The sequence below is a fragment of the Gordonia ajococcus genome, assembly GCF_012974285.1.
GTDB classification, from domain to species: Bacteria; Actinomycetota; Actinomycetes; order Mycobacteriales; family Mycobacteriaceae; genus Gordonia; species Gordonia amicalis.
The window spans coordinates 4,796,725-4,811,162 of sequence record NZ_CP052884.1; the positions used below are offsets into that span (position 1 = coordinate 4,796,725).

Consider the following 14,438-nt stretch of genomic DNA (forward strand, 5'->3'; position numbering starts at 1 on the left):
ACGATTCCGGCGGTGTCCGAGGGACCCGGACTCAGCGCGTGGCGATCGCCGTCACGCCGGCGGCGGCAACCGTCACCAGGCCCACGGACGGCCAGGCACCGATCTTCTTCGCGAGCGGATGCGAGCCGCCGAACGTCGCCAGGTAGGTGGCGAGCAGACCGCCCGCCACCGCCGGACCCTTCTCGACCGCCCACCGTCGGGTGCACCAGGCGCCTGCCGTCGCGAGGACCACCCCGCCCAGCTCTCGCCGACCGCTGTATCGCGCCGCCGCGAAACCGCCGACCAGACCGACCGCCACCACGGGAACCGTTGCATCCACTGCCATGCGACCCAACCTACCGGCATCCCGGAGCCCGCACCCATCCGTCGGGTGTCATCGCTCCGAAGACCGGGTACCCGCATCCGCCGGCGGACCCGACAGCCGACCCGCACCCCGAAGGGCCTCGACATGACCCAGACCGCAGAGATGACCGACTCATCCCTCCCCCACCGGCCTGTCCTCGACACGAACTCCGGTCTCCGCGCGATCGACGACGCGACGACCGACCTGGAACTCGTCGAGGAGGTCCTGGCCGCGCACTTTCGCCGCCATGCGCTGACGCTGCAGAAAGTGGGGGCCGAGCTCGCTCCCGCGGTCAATGCCATCGGGGGACGTATCGGCGGTGGCAAGCGCCTGCGCGCAGCCTTCTGCCTGTGGGGTGCACGAGGTGCGGCACGTGGGCAGACGGTGCCCGGCGTCGTCGAGTTGGCGTCCGCGATCGAGTTGTTCCACTTCGCCGCCCTGGTCCACGACGACGTGATGGACGACTCCGACACCCGTCGCGGCCTCCCCACCGTCCACCGCCACTTCGCCGACACGCATCGCGCCGACGGGCGCCGCGGCGATTCCGACACGTGGGGCACCGCCGTCGCGATCCTCGTCGGCGACATGTGCCTCTCGTGGTCGGACGATCTGGTCGCCGCAGCGGTCGACGCCGTGCGCCGGGACGTCCGGCAAGCCGTGCGCGAGACCTGGACGGAGATGCGCAACGAGGCCTACGCGGGGCAGTACCTGGACATGCTCGGCCAGACCGAGGAGCACACCGACCCCGACCGGACCGTGCGCGTCCTCCGATACAAGAGCGCCCGCTACAGCATCGGGCAACCGCTCCGACTCGGTGGCACGCTCGCCGGCGCGGACGCCGGCCTCCTGGCCGACTACGACCGCATCGGGCTCAGCGCCGGTGAAGCATTTCAGCTGCGCGACGACATCCTCGGTGTCTTCGGCGACGAGAAGGTCACCGGGAAGCCGACGATCGACGACATCCGCGAGGGCAAGCGCACCATGCTGATGGCACTGGCCGAGGAATCGGCGACCTGGACGGAACGGCGGGTGATGGCCAACTGCCTCGGCAACCCGGATCTCGACGCCGACGGTGCCGCACGGATGCGCGAGGTCGTGGAATCCACCGGCGCGCTCGAACGCGTCGAACAACGCATCGTCGAGCTCGCCGAGGACGCTCTCGACGTCGTCGCGCACGCCTCGGTGGACGACCAGACCCGCCAGGCGCTCACCTCCCTCGTCGAACGTTGTGTGTGGCGCCGCTCATGAACTCGGATGGTGTCCCGACGGTCGAGTTGCGCATCTGGGGCGTCGACCGGGTGATGCCCGCGCTCGGCCGGATGGCATCGGGACGCCGCGCGCTACGGGCGACCCCGGGACTCCGGTTCGCGAAACTGCTCGGCACCGGAACCGCCAGGACTTTCACGATGGAGAGCGCCGACCTGCGGCACTGGGCAGCGCTCACCGTCTGGAACGACGACGATGCGGCGCGCGCCTCGTCGAACTCGCGGGTCCTGCGACGCTGGCAGGACTCGAGCACCGAGGAACTGCGCATCACGATGCGGCCGCTCCGGTCGAAGGGCCGGTGGTCGAGGGTCGATCCGTTCGGCCATCGGTCGCACGACGGCCAGCCGGCCACCGGGGTCCGGCCACGTGATTGGGCGGGACCGGTCGCCGCACTCACCCGCGCCCGGTTGCGACCGACGACGATGGCGTCCTTCTGGCGGGCCGTTCCGCCGGTGGCCTCGGAACTGGCCGGCGCACAGGGGAATCGACTCGCGCTCGGCGTCGGCGAGCTGCCGATCGGCGTCCAGGGCACGTTCTCGCTCTGGGACTCCGCGCACGACCTCACCGACTTCGCCTACCGCTCCCCCGCCCACAAGTCCGCCATCTCGCGCACCAAGCCCGCCCGTTGGTACGCCGAGGAACTCTTTGCCCGGTTCGCCGTCCTCGACGTCACGGGGACGTACCAGGGGAGATCCGCATGAGCACGACCAGACATTCGCCGCCTGAGGTGCGAGGAGCGCAAGCGACGAGCCACGAAGGCCCGGCGCGCAGATCATCCCGCCGTCACCACCTCATCCCGGTCGCGTGGGTTCTCCTCGCCGCGACCATCGGGGTCCAGATCGCCTTCCCGCTGACCGGTGGTGGCACTCTTCCGCTGACCGTCGCGAGCGTGGTGCTGCTGGCGTCGGCGTCGGTGATCCATCTGGCTGCCACGCGCGGGCTCGGGGCCGCGGTGGGTCTGGTGGTGATCGCCGGCGGCGGCGGGCTGGTCGCCGAGGCGATCGGTGTCAGTACCGGATTCCCGTTCGGCACATATGCCTACACCGACGGTCTGGGCCTCAAGATTCTCGGCGTGCCGGTTCTGGTGCCGCTGGCCTGGATCATGATGTCGTGGCCTGCGCTCGCCGTCACCCGGCGACTCATCGGGGCACTGAACCTGTCCGGCACGCGTGCGCGTGTGGCCACCGCGTTCCTGGGCGCCTATGCCCTCACCGCGTGGGACGTCTTCCTCGATCCCCAGATGGTCGACCAGGGGCACTGGGTGTGGCAGTTCCCCGAACCGTCCCTGCCCGGTGTCGACGACATCCCACTGACGAATTTCGCGGGCTGGCTTCTGGTTTCGTTCCTGATGATCGCCGTCCTCGACCGCGTGGTCGGCGCCGGGCACGAGAACACGGACGACGCGGTTCCCGTCACTGCCTATCTGTGGACCTACTTCTCGTCGGTCATGGCGCACGCCGTGTTCTTCGGCCGGCCGACGGTCGCACTGTCCGGTGCCGTGGTGATGGGGGTGGTCGCGCTGCCGCTGCTCGTGCTCGAGGTGCGATCGATCCAGTCCAGGAGACATCGTGCGCGCGACTGACCTGTGGCATCGCACGGTGACGGTGGGGACCGGTCTCTCGCTGGCATCGCTCGCTCTCACCGTCGACAACGCGATCCGAGTCCGCCGGCCCGGCCTCACCGACATCCCGCCCGCCGAACCGCTCTCGGTCCTCATCCCGATGCGAAACGAGGTCACCAGGGCCGAACGTTGTCTCACCGCCGTCCTCGACGCCATCGACCGCTGGCCCGGACCGGTACGCGTGCTGGTGCTCGACGACGGCTCGGCCGACGGAACCGACGCCGTGCTGGCACGACTCGCCGCGCACGACGACCGGATCGAGGTGTTCGAGGGTTCCCCACCCCCGCACGGATGGCTCGGGAAGACCTGGGCCTGCCGGCAATTGGCGGACAACGCCCTGGCCGACGGAACCCTCCCCGACGGGGTCCTCGCCTTCGTCGACGCCGACGTCGTGGTCGAACCGCACGCGTTCACGTCGTCGGTCGCGTTGCTGCGCGCCTCCGGGCTCGATCTCGTCAGCCCCTATCCCCGGCAGGTCGCGACCAGTGCGGCCGAACGCCTGGTGCAGCCGCTGCTCCAGTGGTCGTGGATGAGCACGCTTCCGCTCGGACTCGCCGAGCGTTCCCCGCGCGAGTCCCTGACGGCTGCGAACGGTCAGTTCCTGATGGTCGACGCCGACACCTACCGACGGGCCGGCGGTCATGAGGCCGTCCGCGACGTCGTCCTGGAGGACATCGCCCTGCTGCGGGCGATCAAGGCCGCAGGCGGCCGCGGCGTGGTCGCCGAGGGAAGCACCGTGGCGATCTGCCACATGTACGAAGGTTGGCACGAAGTCCGTGCGGGATACCGCAAATCGCTGTGGTCTGCGTTCGGTTCCCCGGCCGGCACATCCGCGGTGACCGCCGCCCTCTGCCTGATGTATGTGATCCCGGCGCTCGCCGCACTCACCGGGTCGCGCACCGGACTGGTGGGGTACTTCGCCGGCGTCGCCTCCCGACTGGTGGCCGCCCGATGCACCGGTGGACGCACGTTCCCCGACGCCTTCGGACACCCCGCCTCGATCGCGCTGTTCGCCTTCCTCGCAGCAGATTCGACGATCGCCCGACGCCGCGGCGAACTCCGGTGGAAGGGACGCACCATCGAGGTCGACCGATGAGCCGGGTCATCGTGATCGGCGCGGGCGTCGGCGGGCTCGCCACCGCGATGCGCCTGCAGGCGGCCGGTCATGACGTCACCGTGCTCGAACAGTTCGACTCCGTCGGTGGCAAACTCGGCGTGATCGAGCACGACGGCTTCGTCTTCGACACCGGCCCGTCCCTGGTGACCATGCCACACGTCCTCACCGAACTGTTCGATGACACCGGCGCATCCGTGGACGATGTACTCGAACTCCGGCGGCTGCCCGTCGCCGCACGTTACCGCTTCCCCGACGGCACCGAACTCGAGCTGCCCGACACCCTCGACCACATCCCGTCCGCGCTCGACACCGCACTGGGTCCCGGACGTGGCGATCAGTGGTCGGCGTTTCTCGCTCGCGCCCAGGCCATCTGGGACGTGACCCACGGCCCCTTCCTGGAGTCGCCGATGAGCGTGCGGACGATGATCGGCGGGATCGCGACACCGTCGGATGTCCGCACCGTGGCGCCCTGGAAATCCCTGCGCGGGCTCGGGTCCGAGTATCTCGACGATCCCCGCCTGGCGATGCTCCTCGACCGCTACGCCACCTACACCGGGTCGGATCCGCGACGCGCACCGGCGGCACTGGCGTCCGTCCCGTGGGCCGAACAGGCCTGGGGCTCTTGGTATGTCCGCGGCGGTCTCGGACGGATCGCGACCGCGATGCGGGATCGTCTCCTCGCCCTCGGCGGCCGGATCGAGTTCGGTGTCGAGGTGTCCCGGGTGTCGACGGACGAACGCGCACATGTCGACGGCGTCGTTCTCGCCGACGGCAGCAGGCGCTCCGCCGACATCGTCGTGGCGAATGCGGACGCCCGCCAGGTGTACGACCGCCTCGTACCGCGCCGTCCTGCCCGCATTCCGTCTGCGCTGCTGCGACGTTCGACGCCGTCACTGTCGGGCTTCGTCCTGCTCCTGGCCCTCGACGACCCGCCCGCCGGGCAGCCACATCACCACGTCCTGTTCGCCGAGGACTACGACGAGGAGTTCGACGCCGTCTTCGGCTTCAACGGTCCACCGCGCCCCGTCGCCCGACCGACCGTGTACATCTCCGCACCCGACGATCCCGAGATCGTCCCGGGACCGGAGACGGCCGCCTGGTTCGTGCTCGTCAACGCGCCCCGGCACGATCCCGAGCACGGAGTGGACTGGGATGCACCAGGACTCGCAGAGAGCTACGCCGACCAGATCATGGCTGTGATGGCCGACCGCGGCGTCGACGTCGGCGACCGGGTCCGCCATCGGCTGCTGGTCACGCCAGCAGATCTGGAGCGCCGCACCATGACGCCCGGCGGTTCGATCTACGGCTCGTCGTCGAACGGTCCGCGGGCGGCGTTCCTGCGGCCCAAGAACACCTCGCCCGTTCCGGGCCTCTACCTGGTGGGCGGGTCGTCGCACCCGGGCGGTGGGCTACCGCTCGTGATGATGTCGGCGAAGATCGTGGCGGACCTGATCGCCGCACGCTCCTGAGGAGTGAACCCTCCCAGGGAATGCCTCACCAGGCCTTCGAGGCTCGTCGCTTGCGCTCCTCACACCTCAGGCGGCAGGGGGCCGTCGACTTCGATACGCTCCTTCGTCGCTACTCAGCCCGGCGGCTTGCGCTCCTCACACCTCAGGCGGCAGGGGGGCCGTCGCTCGCGCTCCTCACACCTCAGGCGGCAGGGGGCCGTCGACTTCGATACGCTCCTTCGTCGCTACTCAGCCCGGCGGCTTGCGCTCCGCACACCTCAGGCAGCGGGGTCAGCGCGTCGGCGTGGGCCCTACGGAGTGATCTCCGTTGAGCCGCTTGCGGATCAGTTCGGCACTGATCAGGCACATCGGCAAGCCGATGCCCGGCCGGGTGCTCGACCCCGCGTAGTACAACCCCTCGACCTTGCGCGAGCGGTTCGTCGAACGCAGGAATGCGCTCTGGCGCAACGTGTGTGCCGGCCCCAGAGCCCCACCGCACCACGAGTTCACGTTGTCGACGAAGTCCGCGGGGCCGACGGTGCGTCGTACGACGACGCGGTCGGCGAGATCGGGGACACCGGACCACTGTCCGATCATCGCGATGGCGCGGTCGGCGACCTTCTCGATGTCGGGGTCGCCGCCACCGTCGACCCCACCGTGTCCCAGACCCGGATCGGGCGGGACCGGGACGAGGATGAAGACGTTCTCGTGACCGTCGGGGGCAACCGACTCGTCGGTCGCCGACGGCTTGCACACGTACAGCGATGCGGGATCGGGTACCCGCGTGGGTGTTTCGAAGATGGCGTCGAAGTTGGTCTTCCAGTCCTCGGTGAAGAACAGCGAGTGGTGGGCCAGTTCGGGCAGCTCACCGCTCACGCCGAGATAGGCCAGCACCGCACCCGGCCCCGAGGTCGCACGCTCCCAGTACCGCTGCGGGAAGGTCTGCAGGTCGTCGGGCAGCAGCTTCGTCTCGAGGTGGTGCAGGTCGGCCGCTCCGACCACGATGTCGGCGGGCACATCTCGCGTGGAACCGTCAGCCCCCTGAACGCGAACCCCGACGACCTCGGCGCGGCGCCGGCGTAGCCGACCTGGTCGCTTCCGCGTCAGCACGGCGGTCGCCGCCGTACCGGTGTGGATCACCACGCCGCGTTCGCGTGCGACGCGTTCGAGTGCGTCGACGAGAGTCGTGAAGCCGCCCTGCGGATATCGGACTCCGTCGGCGAGATCGAGCCAGCTCATCAGGTGGTACATCGACGGTGTCCGCTCCGGTGACGAACCGAGGAACACCGCCGGGTACCCGAGCACCTGCTGCAGGCGCCGATCGCTGAAGCGCGCGGAGATGAAGGACTGCAACGAGCGGGTCAGCAGTGACGCGAGGGTCGGCGCATGCCGCAGTACCGGCAGGCTCAGGAACGCGCGTACGGAGTCGAAGCTGGTGTACAGGAACCGTTCGACGGCGAGGTCATACGCCTGTCGCGCGGTCCGGAGGTAGGACTCGAGAGCCGCTCCGGCGCCCGGTTCGATCTGCTCGAACACCTCGCGGTTGCGCTCGAAGTCGCCGAAGATGTCGATCGGTGGTTCGTCGGATTCGTTGTCCCCGAAGAAGACTCGGTACCCCGGGTCGAGCCGGACGAGGTCGAGCTGTTCCTGTGTCGAGGTACCGAGCATCTCAAAGTAATGGTCGAAGACCTCCGGCATCAGCCACCACGACGGCCCGGTGTCGAACCGGAACCCGTCGGCGCTCCACAGCCCGGCGCGTCCACCGAGGTCGTCGTTCTTCTCGATCACCTCGACGTCGTGCCCGTCGTGGGCGAGCAGTGCGGCGGTGGCCAGTCCGGCGACACCGCCACCGATGACGACGATTCGTTTGCGTGCGTTCATGAGGTCAATCCCCTCGGTGTGCGCGGCATACCGCGGCGGGCGACGGCGGCGGCCGCGATCTTCGCCTTGCCGGCGTTGGGAACTCGGACGCGTTGCCTCCTGGCCTCGGCGGCCGAGGACTCCCGTAGGCGTGCGGTCAGTTCGGCGAAGAGGTCGTGTGCGGTGCAGACGGCGACCCGGCTGTTCGCCGGAAGGTACGGGATCGCCGCCGCGGCGGCGGTGAGATCGAGATCGATGTCGTCGAGCCACAGCGACCACGCCCCGTCATCGGGACGATCGGGGTCCAGGCCGACGAGGTATCGACGACCCAGTCCGTCACTGTCCTCACCGAAGTCCCGTAGGAAGTTGATCTTCTGGAACGCGGCGCCGAGACGACGCGCACCGGGCGCGAGGTGGTCGTAGCGTGCGGCGGCCTTGGGCTCCTCGGCCAGGAACGCCCGCAGGCACATCAGTCCGACGACCTCGGCGGAGCCGTAGATGTAGGCGGCGAGGCTCTCGAAGTCATGCTCGACCTGAGTGAGATCCGCACGCATCGACGAGAAGAACGGCGTCACGAGGTCCAGGTCGATCCCGGCGCGGCGCGCGGTCCGCGCAAAGGCGTGCACGACCAGGTTGCTGCTCGACCCGGTGATCATCGCCGCGGCGGTCTGTTCCTCGAGCTGATCGAGTTCGTTGCGCCGGTCCACCAGACCCTGCTCGGGCCGCGGTGCGTCGACGATCTCGTCGGCGACGCGGACGAGCGCGTAGATGTTGCGGACGTCGCGGCGGATCGCGGGGGTGAGCAGCCGGGAGGCGAGCCCGAAAGAACTCGAGTACGACCTGATCACCAGCGCCGCGCTCGCCTCGGCCACGGCGTCGTACCGACGATGTGGCGGGACCACTTCGGTATGACCGGGTAGATGCATCATCCGATGGCTCCTGCGGTGTGACGATGGGTATGTGAACGACGGGGCGACGACGGCGGGTACGCCGTGTCCGCTGGTCCCGACATCATGGATTCGACGCCCGTGCCGTCATCGGATGGGTCGAATCCACAAGCGCGCCGTCGACGAACCCGTGGGGATCGGGACCCGGGAGCTGCCGCACCTGGTCGGCGAACCAGGGACTCACCGCCCAGGGAGTGCGTGCCACCAGGTCCCACACATCCGGGACCTCGGCCCAGGCGTACTCGGCGACCTCATCCGGATTCGGCTCGAGCGATCCCACCGGCCGTGCGACGAACACGGGGCAGATCTCGTTCTCGACGATGCCGCTCGCATCGACGGCGCGGTACCGGAAGTCGGGCAGGATGCAGCGCACCTCGTCGACGTCGATCCCGAGCTCACGCTGCGCATACCGGTGCACGGCGTCGACGACGGACTCACCCGGACGCGGATGGCCACAGAACGAATTGGTCCACACTCCCGGCCAGCTGCGCTTGGACAGGGCCCGACGGGTCATGAGGATCCGGTTGCCGTCGACCAGGTGGCACGAGAACGCGAAGTGCAACGGGGTGTCGACGCCGTGCACGCCTTCGCGGTCGGCGGTACCACACGGTCGGCCGTCGGCATCGGCGAGAACCACCGAGTCGTTGGTCATCTGTTCCTCATCACAAGTCGAGATCGGGGGGCGAGCACAGGCTCACCCGATGTTCGGCACCGAGGCTCCGATCGGATGGGCCGCGGCTCGGGCCGGCGGGCGGGCGATCGGAGCCTCGGCGCACTCGCCTCGATGGTAGGCAGGTCCGGCCGATCAGTCCCGGTCGCCGAAACCGGCGGCACGCATCAGCGCACACCACGTGTCCACATAGGCATCGAGGTCGACGTCCCCGACGAGTGACTGCTGCACGACGATGCCCTGCATCACCGACACCATCGGCAAGGCCAGATCTGCCGGTTCACCAGGAAGTTCGTGACCGGCGTCGCGCCACCTGATCAGAACGCGCTCGAAGACCGCGCGCAGCCCCAGGACGATCTCGCGGACGATCTCGCGCAGCTCGGGGTTGTTGGCCGCCTCACCCCAGATGGTCATCACCATCCGGAAGTCGTCGGTCAGCGGCGCGATCTCGGCCATCACGTGCGCCGCGAGCACCCGGACGGCGTCCTCGGGCGACGCGGGAGCGCCGTCACCGTCGGCGAGGTCGCCGAGGCCCGCTTCGTATGCCTGGAAGACCGACCGTGCCACCGCGGCGATCAGTTGCTCCTTCGACGAGTAGTACGAGTAGACCGCCCCGGCGCTCAGGCCCGACTCCCGGATGACGTCGGACATCGACGCGCGATGGAAACCCTTCTCGGCGAAGCAGCTGCGCGCGGCGTCGAGGATCTGCCGGCTCCGCTCGAGCTTGCGTTCCTCGCTGATCTTCGGCATTCGACGAGTATAAAACGAATCTTCGTTCTTGATTGATCCTCAACCCGCGGTGCATAATTCTTAAAACGAGAGTTCGTTCTTTTTGGGAGGTCGCGATGACCACGTACATCGATCCGTCAGATCAACTGCCCCTCACCGAGAAGGGGCCGAAGCCCGCGCCTCACGGACCGTCCTGGCGACTTGTCGCCGTGCTCGTCCTCGCCATCCCGATCGTGGTCAGCACGATCGCCGCCATGTTCGTCTCCCTCGCGGTGGACCCCGAGCCGCACGACGTCCCGCTCGGCGTGGTCGCGCCGGCACGCGCCGCACAGGCCATCGAGTCCGCTCTGGCCGACCGGGCCGGAGACGACGCCTTCGTCGTCGAGCAGTTCGCCGACGCCGCCGCCGCCCGGAGTGCGATCGAGACCCGCGACATCGTCGGTGCCGTGACCGTCGGCCCGCAGGGCGTCACCGTCCTGACGGCCGAGGCGGGATCGCCGGCGCTGGCGCAGATCGTGGCCGGGGTCGGGACGGGCATCGCCACCGCGCAGTCGTTGCCGGTCACCACCGAATCGGTGGTCGCACCGCCGTCGACCGATGCACGCGGCACCGGATTCGCGGCCGGTCTGCTCCCGCTGCTCATCGCGGGTATCGCACTCGGCGCATCGGCCGCGATCGCTCTCGCCGGGCAGGTGTGGATGCAGGCCACCGTCGTCCTGATCGGCCCACTGGTCGCCGGACTCGGTTTCGCGGCGGTCTGGTCGTGGCTGGGCGTGATCGACGGACGCGTGGTGCCGGTCGCCATGGCGCTGGCGCTTCTGATCGGCGCCATCTCCTGGTTCACCGCCGGTGCCGGCGCACTCCTCGGGACACCCGGCGTCGGTGTCGCGGCGATCCTGATGATGCTGATCTCCAACCCGCTCTCCGGGCTCGCATCCTCGCCATACCTGCTCCCCGCGCCGTGGGGAACGCTCGGCCAGTGGCTGCCGACTGGAGCGGGCGGCACCCTCACCCGGTCGGTCGCCTACTTCCCGGACGCCTCGACCGCCGGTCCGATGTGGATCCTGCTCGGCTGGATCGCCGCCGGCGCGGTCCTGCTCGCGCTCTCCGCCCTACGGCAGCGACGAGTCTGACTCGGGCGGACGCCCGCGGGTCTGCCGGAACACGGCGACGAACAGCTGGAGAAGGCCGATCATCGCCAGGATCGCACCGGTCGCGGCGATGGTCGCCGCCAGCGCGTCGGCATCGCTGTCGGACAGACCGATCTGCCACACGACGGTGGCCGCGACCATCGCGATGAAGGCGAGGATGACGCGCGACGGCCGCTCCCAGACCGTGACCCTGCCCGGGCCCGCCATCCCGGCCGCCTGGGCCGTCGCCCGGGTCCCCTCGAGGAACAGGGTCAGCACCGCGATCACCACCCCCATCCACGGCGGCGCACCGGCCATCACCACGATTCCCGCGAGGAAGATGTCCGACCAGCGATCGGCCATGGTGTCGAGAACCCGGCCCCATTGGGTCGCCGAACCGGTCTGGGCGGCGATGGCGCCGTCCACGCCGTCGAGGACCGCGGCGAGGAGGATGACGACGGCGGCCACTGCGAACCATCCGTGTCCGGCGAAGGTCACCGCGAAAGCGATCGCGGTGGCCAGGGCCCCGCAGACGGTGATCGCGTTCGGGGAGATGCCGAGGCGCGCGAGCGGCCGCGCACACGCGTTGCTGAGGAGGACCCACCGTTCGACCCAGAAGGATTCACGGGGATCGATTCCGCCGTGCAGCTCCGACCACGCGTCGAGCACGGTGTCCCGTTGAGACCGGCGTGCGAGTCGTCGGTCACCGGCGAGGCGACGCGGTTCAGCCGACACGGTCGTCGACCCGGGCGCCGTCGAGGGCGTGCCCGAGAGCCCATCCGACGATCACGAGCACGTGCAGGACGTAGAGCCAGAGTCCGACCGCCACCACTCCGCCGATGACGCGCAGGCCGCCGTAGGGGATACCGACATCGATCGGCAGGGACAGGAACAGCAGGAATCCCTGCGCGAATCCGGCGATGAACGACGCCGTGACGAGCGCGGTGACCCCGGCGATCGCCAGGCTCGGACGGCCTGGGGTCACTTTCCAGTACACCCACGTCAATGCCACCGCGAGGCTCAGCCAGACGGTGACGAATCCGACGACCACGCGGGTCGCGAGGTCCCAGAAACCTCCGGAGCCGCCGCCGTCGGGCGCCAGTCCCGTGATCGACCCGCCGACCGTGACCGCGATGTGCGCCAGCGTCGGGACCAGGGCGAACAGCGCGAGGACCGACAACCGGGACCGCCAACCCGTGAAGCGATCCCGTTTCGGATAGAAGGTCAGGCAGGCCCGGCGTAGGCCTTCTCCGTAGAACGATGCCGGGAAGAGGAGTACGAGGGCGCTCAGCACGGACAGTCCGGTGCCGATCACGACCGCCTCGTCGAAGACCGCGCGACCGCCCATGTCGGGTGGGATGAGCACGTCGAGACCCAGCCATGTGCTCTCCGCCGACGACGCCCCGCGAATCCACGTCGTCGACCAGATGGCCAGCAACACCCAGGGCACCACGGCGATCGCGGCGTAGTAGGTCAGTGCCGCCGCGGCGGCCGCGAGGTCGCCGCGGGCGAGGATGGCCCGCGTGTCGGACACCACCGCACGCACATCGAACGACCGCGGCCCCGGCACGCGAGTCGCCGGCGGGGCGGAGGAACTGAGGGTCACCCTCTCCGGTGTACCGGACAAAGGTCTCGACTAGGCATGTTGCGGATGCCCAATCACCGGCACCGATGTCACAGCGAGGTCACACCGACGCGAAGAGCGCGATCGCCATCCCGATCATGATGACCGCCACGACGGCGTCGAGGATCTTCCACGCGCGCGGGCTGGCGAAGAAGCGCGACAGGCGCCGGGCCCCTCCCCCGAGCGCGGTGAACCACAGGATGCTGGCCAGACACGCGCCGATGGCGAAGGCCCACTTGCCGTTTCCGTGACCGTTGGCGATCGCACCCATGGTCAGGACGGTGTCGAGGTAGACGTGTGGATTGAGCCACGTGAGCGCCAGCGCGGTGCCGACGGCGACCCACCGGCCGGCCGATTCGGCCTCTTCGGCGTTGGCGGAGATGGCCTCGTTGCTGCGGAGGCAGCGTTTCGCGGCGAGCAGTCCGAGCACGAGCACATAGAGACCGCCGACGATCTTGGCGACGGCGACGAACTGCGGGTGGGCGGCGACGATCGCGCCGAGACCGGCCACGCCCGCGACGATCAGCGCGACGTCGGAGATCGCGCACACGGCCACGATCGCACCCGTGTGCCGACGTGCGACGCCCTGCCGGAGGACGAAGACGTTCTGCGGACCGATCGCCACGATCAGGCCCGCGCCGGTGAGCAGCCCGGCGATCGCGGGAAGCAGGTAGGTGGACACGAAAGGAACGCTAGGACCGTCGACCGGATCAGAACAGCGAATGTTTCTAAAGAATCATCAGCTGATCTTCATCTAGCGTGGTCGCATGGACATCAGCCAGGAAGGTCTGCGCACGCTGGCCGCAGTCCTGCGTGAAGGGACCTTCGACGCGGCGGCGTCGTCGCTGCACATCACGCCCTCGGCGGTCAGTCAGCGGATCAAGACGCTGGAATCCACGGTCGGCCGGGTGGTGCTGCGCCGGACCAAACCGGCGTCGGCGACCCCCGACGGCGAGGTGCTGGTCCGGTTGGCCAGGCAGTGGGAACTGTTGCTCGCCGAGACGCGCGCCGAGTTCGTCGGCGAACCCGACCACGACGATGCCCCGATCACCGCACGGCCCCGGGTTCACCTCCCCATCGCGACGAATGCGGACTCGCTGGCGACCTGGCTGCTTCCGGTTCTTGCCCGGTTCCACCGGCAGCACGCGGTGGCGGTTGAGGTGTTCCGCGACGACGAGACGCGCAGCGGCGCTCTGCTGAAGTCGGGTGACGTACTCGCCGCGGTGACGTCGGACCCTCTCGCCATTCGCGGCTGCACCCTCCACCCGCTCGGCAGCATGCGGTATCTGCCCGTTGCGACACCAGAATTCATCGAGACCTGGCTGCCGGACGGTCTCGACGCCGAGGCGTTGTCCAGAGCCCCGATGGTCCAGTTCGACCGCAACGACCACATCCAGCTGAACATGGTCGCGGCGCTGGCCGGCCGCGCCGTCGACCCGCCGGCGGCCTACATCCCGGCGTCGACCGAGTACCACCGCGCGGTGACCCTCGGAATCGGTTGGGGCGCAGTCCCCGTCGTCCAGATCCGCGACGCACTCGACGACGGCCGGGTGCGCCTGATCGCCGACCATCACCTCGACGTCCCGCTCTACTGGCAGTACTGGAAACTCAGTTCCCCTCTGCTACACCATCTCACGGACCTGGTGGTCGCAGGCGCCGCGGAGGTGCTGCGGTGACCCGCGA

General features: G+C 69.3%; 15 protein-coding genes. 7 read left to right on the top strand and 8 right to left on the bottom strand.

Features of this window, described 5'->3' with window-relative positions:
• Window positions 1-31: 31 nt before the first annotated feature.
• The gene (locus GAA2_RS21610; protein ID WP_159405732.1) at window positions 32-325 is read right to left on the bottom strand and encodes a hypothetical protein; all 294 of its coding nucleotides are present in this window, start codon (window positions 323-325) and stop codon (window positions 32-34) included.
• Window positions 326-448: 123 nt separating this feature from the next.
• Between GAA2_RS21610 and GAA2_RS21615 the strand changes: the two genes are divergently transcribed.
• Genes GAA2_RS21615 through GAA2_RS21635 form a run of 5 tightly spaced genes read left to right on the top strand, consistent with a single transcriptional unit; the run spans window position 449 to window position 5,816 of the window.
• Window positions 449-1,591 carry a polyprenyl synthetase family protein gene (locus GAA2_RS21615; protein WP_159405733.1) on the top strand — a complete coding sequence of 381 codons (1,143 nt, stop codon included), beginning with the start codon at window positions 449-451 and terminating at the stop codon, window positions 1,589-1,591.
• Window positions 1,588-2,310 carry a monooxygenase gene (locus tag GAA2_RS21620; protein ID WP_159405734.1) on the top strand — a complete coding sequence of 241 codons (723 nt, stop codon included), beginning with the start codon at window positions 1,588-1,590 and terminating at the stop codon, window positions 2,308-2,310. Before GAA2_RS21615 ends, GAA2_RS21620 begins: the two co-directional genes overlap by 4 nt.
• Window positions 2,307-3,191: a carotenoid biosynthesis protein gene (locus GAA2_RS21625; protein ID WP_236577699.1), complete on the top strand. Its 885-nt coding sequence runs from the start codon at window positions 2,307-2,309 to the stop codon at window positions 3,189-3,191. The genes GAA2_RS21620 and GAA2_RS21625 overlap by 4 nt, the downstream gene beginning before the upstream one ends.
• The gene (locus GAA2_RS21630) at window positions 3,178-4,326 is read left to right on the top strand and encodes a glycosyltransferase (RefSeq protein WP_159405735.1); all 1,149 of its coding nucleotides are present in this window, start codon (window positions 3,178-3,180) and stop codon (window positions 4,324-4,326) included. The genes GAA2_RS21625 and GAA2_RS21630 overlap by 14 nt, the downstream gene beginning before the upstream one ends.
• On the top strand, window positions 4,323-5,816 hold the full coding sequence (locus GAA2_RS21635) for a phytoene desaturase family protein (RefSeq protein ID WP_159405736.1): 1,494 nt from the start codon (window positions 4,323-4,325) through the stop codon (window positions 5,814-5,816). Before GAA2_RS21630 ends, GAA2_RS21635 begins: the two co-directional genes overlap by 4 nt.
• Before the next feature lie 270 nt (window positions 5,817-6,086).
• Here the strand turns inward: GAA2_RS21635 and crtI are convergent, their stop codons facing one another.
• The 4 genes from crtI to GAA2_RS21655 form a co-directional block, all read right to left on the bottom strand.
• Complete coding sequence (gene crtI / locus GAA2_RS21640; protein ID WP_159405737.1) at window positions 6,087-7,676, bottom strand: phytoene desaturase family protein; 1,590 nt, start codon at window positions 7,674-7,676, stop codon at window positions 6,087-6,089.
• Window positions 7,673-8,584, bottom strand: a complete 912-nt coding sequence (locus GAA2_RS21645) for a phytoene/squalene synthase family protein (protein WP_006436618.1) — start codon at window positions 8,582-8,584, stop codon at window positions 7,673-7,675. Before GAA2_RS21645 ends, crtI begins: the two co-directional genes overlap by 4 nt.
• A gap of 82 nt (window positions 8,585-8,666) precedes the next feature.
• A complete protein-coding gene (gene idi, locus GAA2_RS21650) occupies window positions 8,667-9,254 on the bottom strand; it encodes an isopentenyl-diphosphate Delta-isomerase (protein WP_006436617.1) in 588 nt (195 codons plus the stop codon).
• Between the two features lie 153 nt (window positions 9,255-9,407).
• Complete coding sequence (locus GAA2_RS21655) at window positions 9,408-10,022, bottom strand: TetR/AcrR family transcriptional regulator (RefSeq protein ID WP_006436616.1); 615 nt, start codon at window positions 10,020-10,022, stop codon at window positions 9,408-9,410.
• 95 nt (window positions 10,023-10,117) lie between these two features.
• On the opposite strand from GAA2_RS21655, the gene GAA2_RS21660 reads away from it, so the two are divergent.
• Window positions 10,118-11,134 carry a hypothetical protein gene (locus tag GAA2_RS21660; RefSeq protein WP_006436615.1) on the top strand — a complete coding sequence of 339 codons (1,017 nt, stop codon included), beginning with the start codon at window positions 10,118-10,120 and terminating at the stop codon, window positions 11,132-11,134.
• Here GAA2_RS21660 and GAA2_RS21665 read toward each other — a convergent pair.
• The 3 genes from GAA2_RS21665 to GAA2_RS21675 form a co-directional block, all read right to left on the bottom strand.
• Window positions 11,114-11,800 (bottom strand): CDP-alcohol phosphatidyltransferase family protein, encoded by a 687-nt coding sequence (locus GAA2_RS21665; RefSeq protein ID WP_096275043.1) that lies wholly within the window; start codon window positions 11,798-11,800, stop codon window positions 11,114-11,116. The genes GAA2_RS21660 and GAA2_RS21665 overlap by 21 nt on opposite strands.
• Window positions 11,801-11,855: 55 nt before the next feature.
• Entirely contained in the window at window positions 11,856-12,737 is an 882-nt protein-coding gene (locus tag GAA2_RS21670; protein ID WP_096274808.1) for a YhjD/YihY/BrkB family envelope integrity protein, read from the bottom strand.
• Between the two features lie 79 nt (window positions 12,738-12,816).
• Window positions 12,817-13,437: a LysE/ArgO family amino acid transporter gene (locus GAA2_RS21675; protein ID WP_159405738.1), complete on the bottom strand. Its 621-nt coding sequence runs from the start codon at window positions 13,435-13,437 to the stop codon at window positions 12,817-12,819.
• Window positions 13,438-13,522: 85 nt separating this feature from the next.
• On the opposite strand from GAA2_RS21675, the gene GAA2_RS21680 reads away from it, so the two are divergent.
• Window positions 13,523-14,431, top strand: coding sequence for a LysR family transcriptional regulator ArgP (locus tag GAA2_RS21680; RefSeq protein ID WP_096274810.1), 909 nt, complete (start codon window positions 13,523-13,525; stop codon window positions 14,429-14,431).
• Window positions 14,432-14,438 lie beyond the last annotated feature (7 nt).

What these genes read in the sequence shown, in the direction of transcription:
- crtI (WP_159405737.1), bottom strand. Translation starts at nt 7,676, where the DNA reads ATGAACGCACGCAAACGAATCGTCGTCATCGGTGGCGGTGTCGCCGGA.
- GAA2_RS21610 (WP_159405732.1), bottom strand. Translation starts at nt 325, where the DNA reads ATGGCAGTGGATGCAACGGTTCCCGTGGTGGCGGTCGGTCTGGTCGGC.
- GAA2_RS21645 (WP_006436618.1), bottom strand. Translation starts at nt 8,584, where the DNA reads ATGATGCATCTACCCGGTCATACCGAAGTGGTCCCGCCACATCGTCGG.
- GAA2_RS21680 (WP_096274810.1), top strand. Translation starts at nt 13,523, where the DNA reads ATGGACATCAGCCAGGAAGGTCTGCGCACGCTGGCCGCAGTCCTGCGT.
- GAA2_RS21620 (WP_159405734.1), top strand. Translation starts at nt 1,588, where the DNA reads ATGAACTCGGATGGTGTCCCGACGGTCGAGTTGCGCATCTGGGGCGTC.
- GAA2_RS21625 (WP_236577699.1), top strand. Translation starts at nt 2,307, where the DNA reads ATGAGCACGACCAGACATTCGCCGCCTGAGGTGCGAGGAGCGCAAGCG.
- idi (WP_006436617.1), bottom strand. Translation starts at nt 9,254, where the DNA reads ATGACCAACGACTCGGTGGTTCTCGCCGATGCCGACGGCCGACCGTGT.
- GAA2_RS21635 (WP_159405736.1), top strand. Translation starts at nt 4,323, where the DNA reads ATGAGCCGGGTCATCGTGATCGGCGCGGGCGTCGGCGGGCTCGCCACC.
- GAA2_RS21655 (WP_006436616.1), bottom strand. Translation starts at nt 10,022, where the DNA reads ATGCCGAAGATCAGCGAGGAACGCAAGCTCGAGCGGAGCCGGCAGATC.
- GAA2_RS21660 (WP_006436615.1), top strand. Translation starts at nt 10,118, where the DNA reads ATGACCACGTACATCGATCCGTCAGATCAACTGCCCCTCACCGAGAAG.
- GAA2_RS21615 (WP_159405733.1), top strand. Translation starts at nt 449, where the DNA reads ATGACCCAGACCGCAGAGATGACCGACTCATCCCTCCCCCACCGGCCT.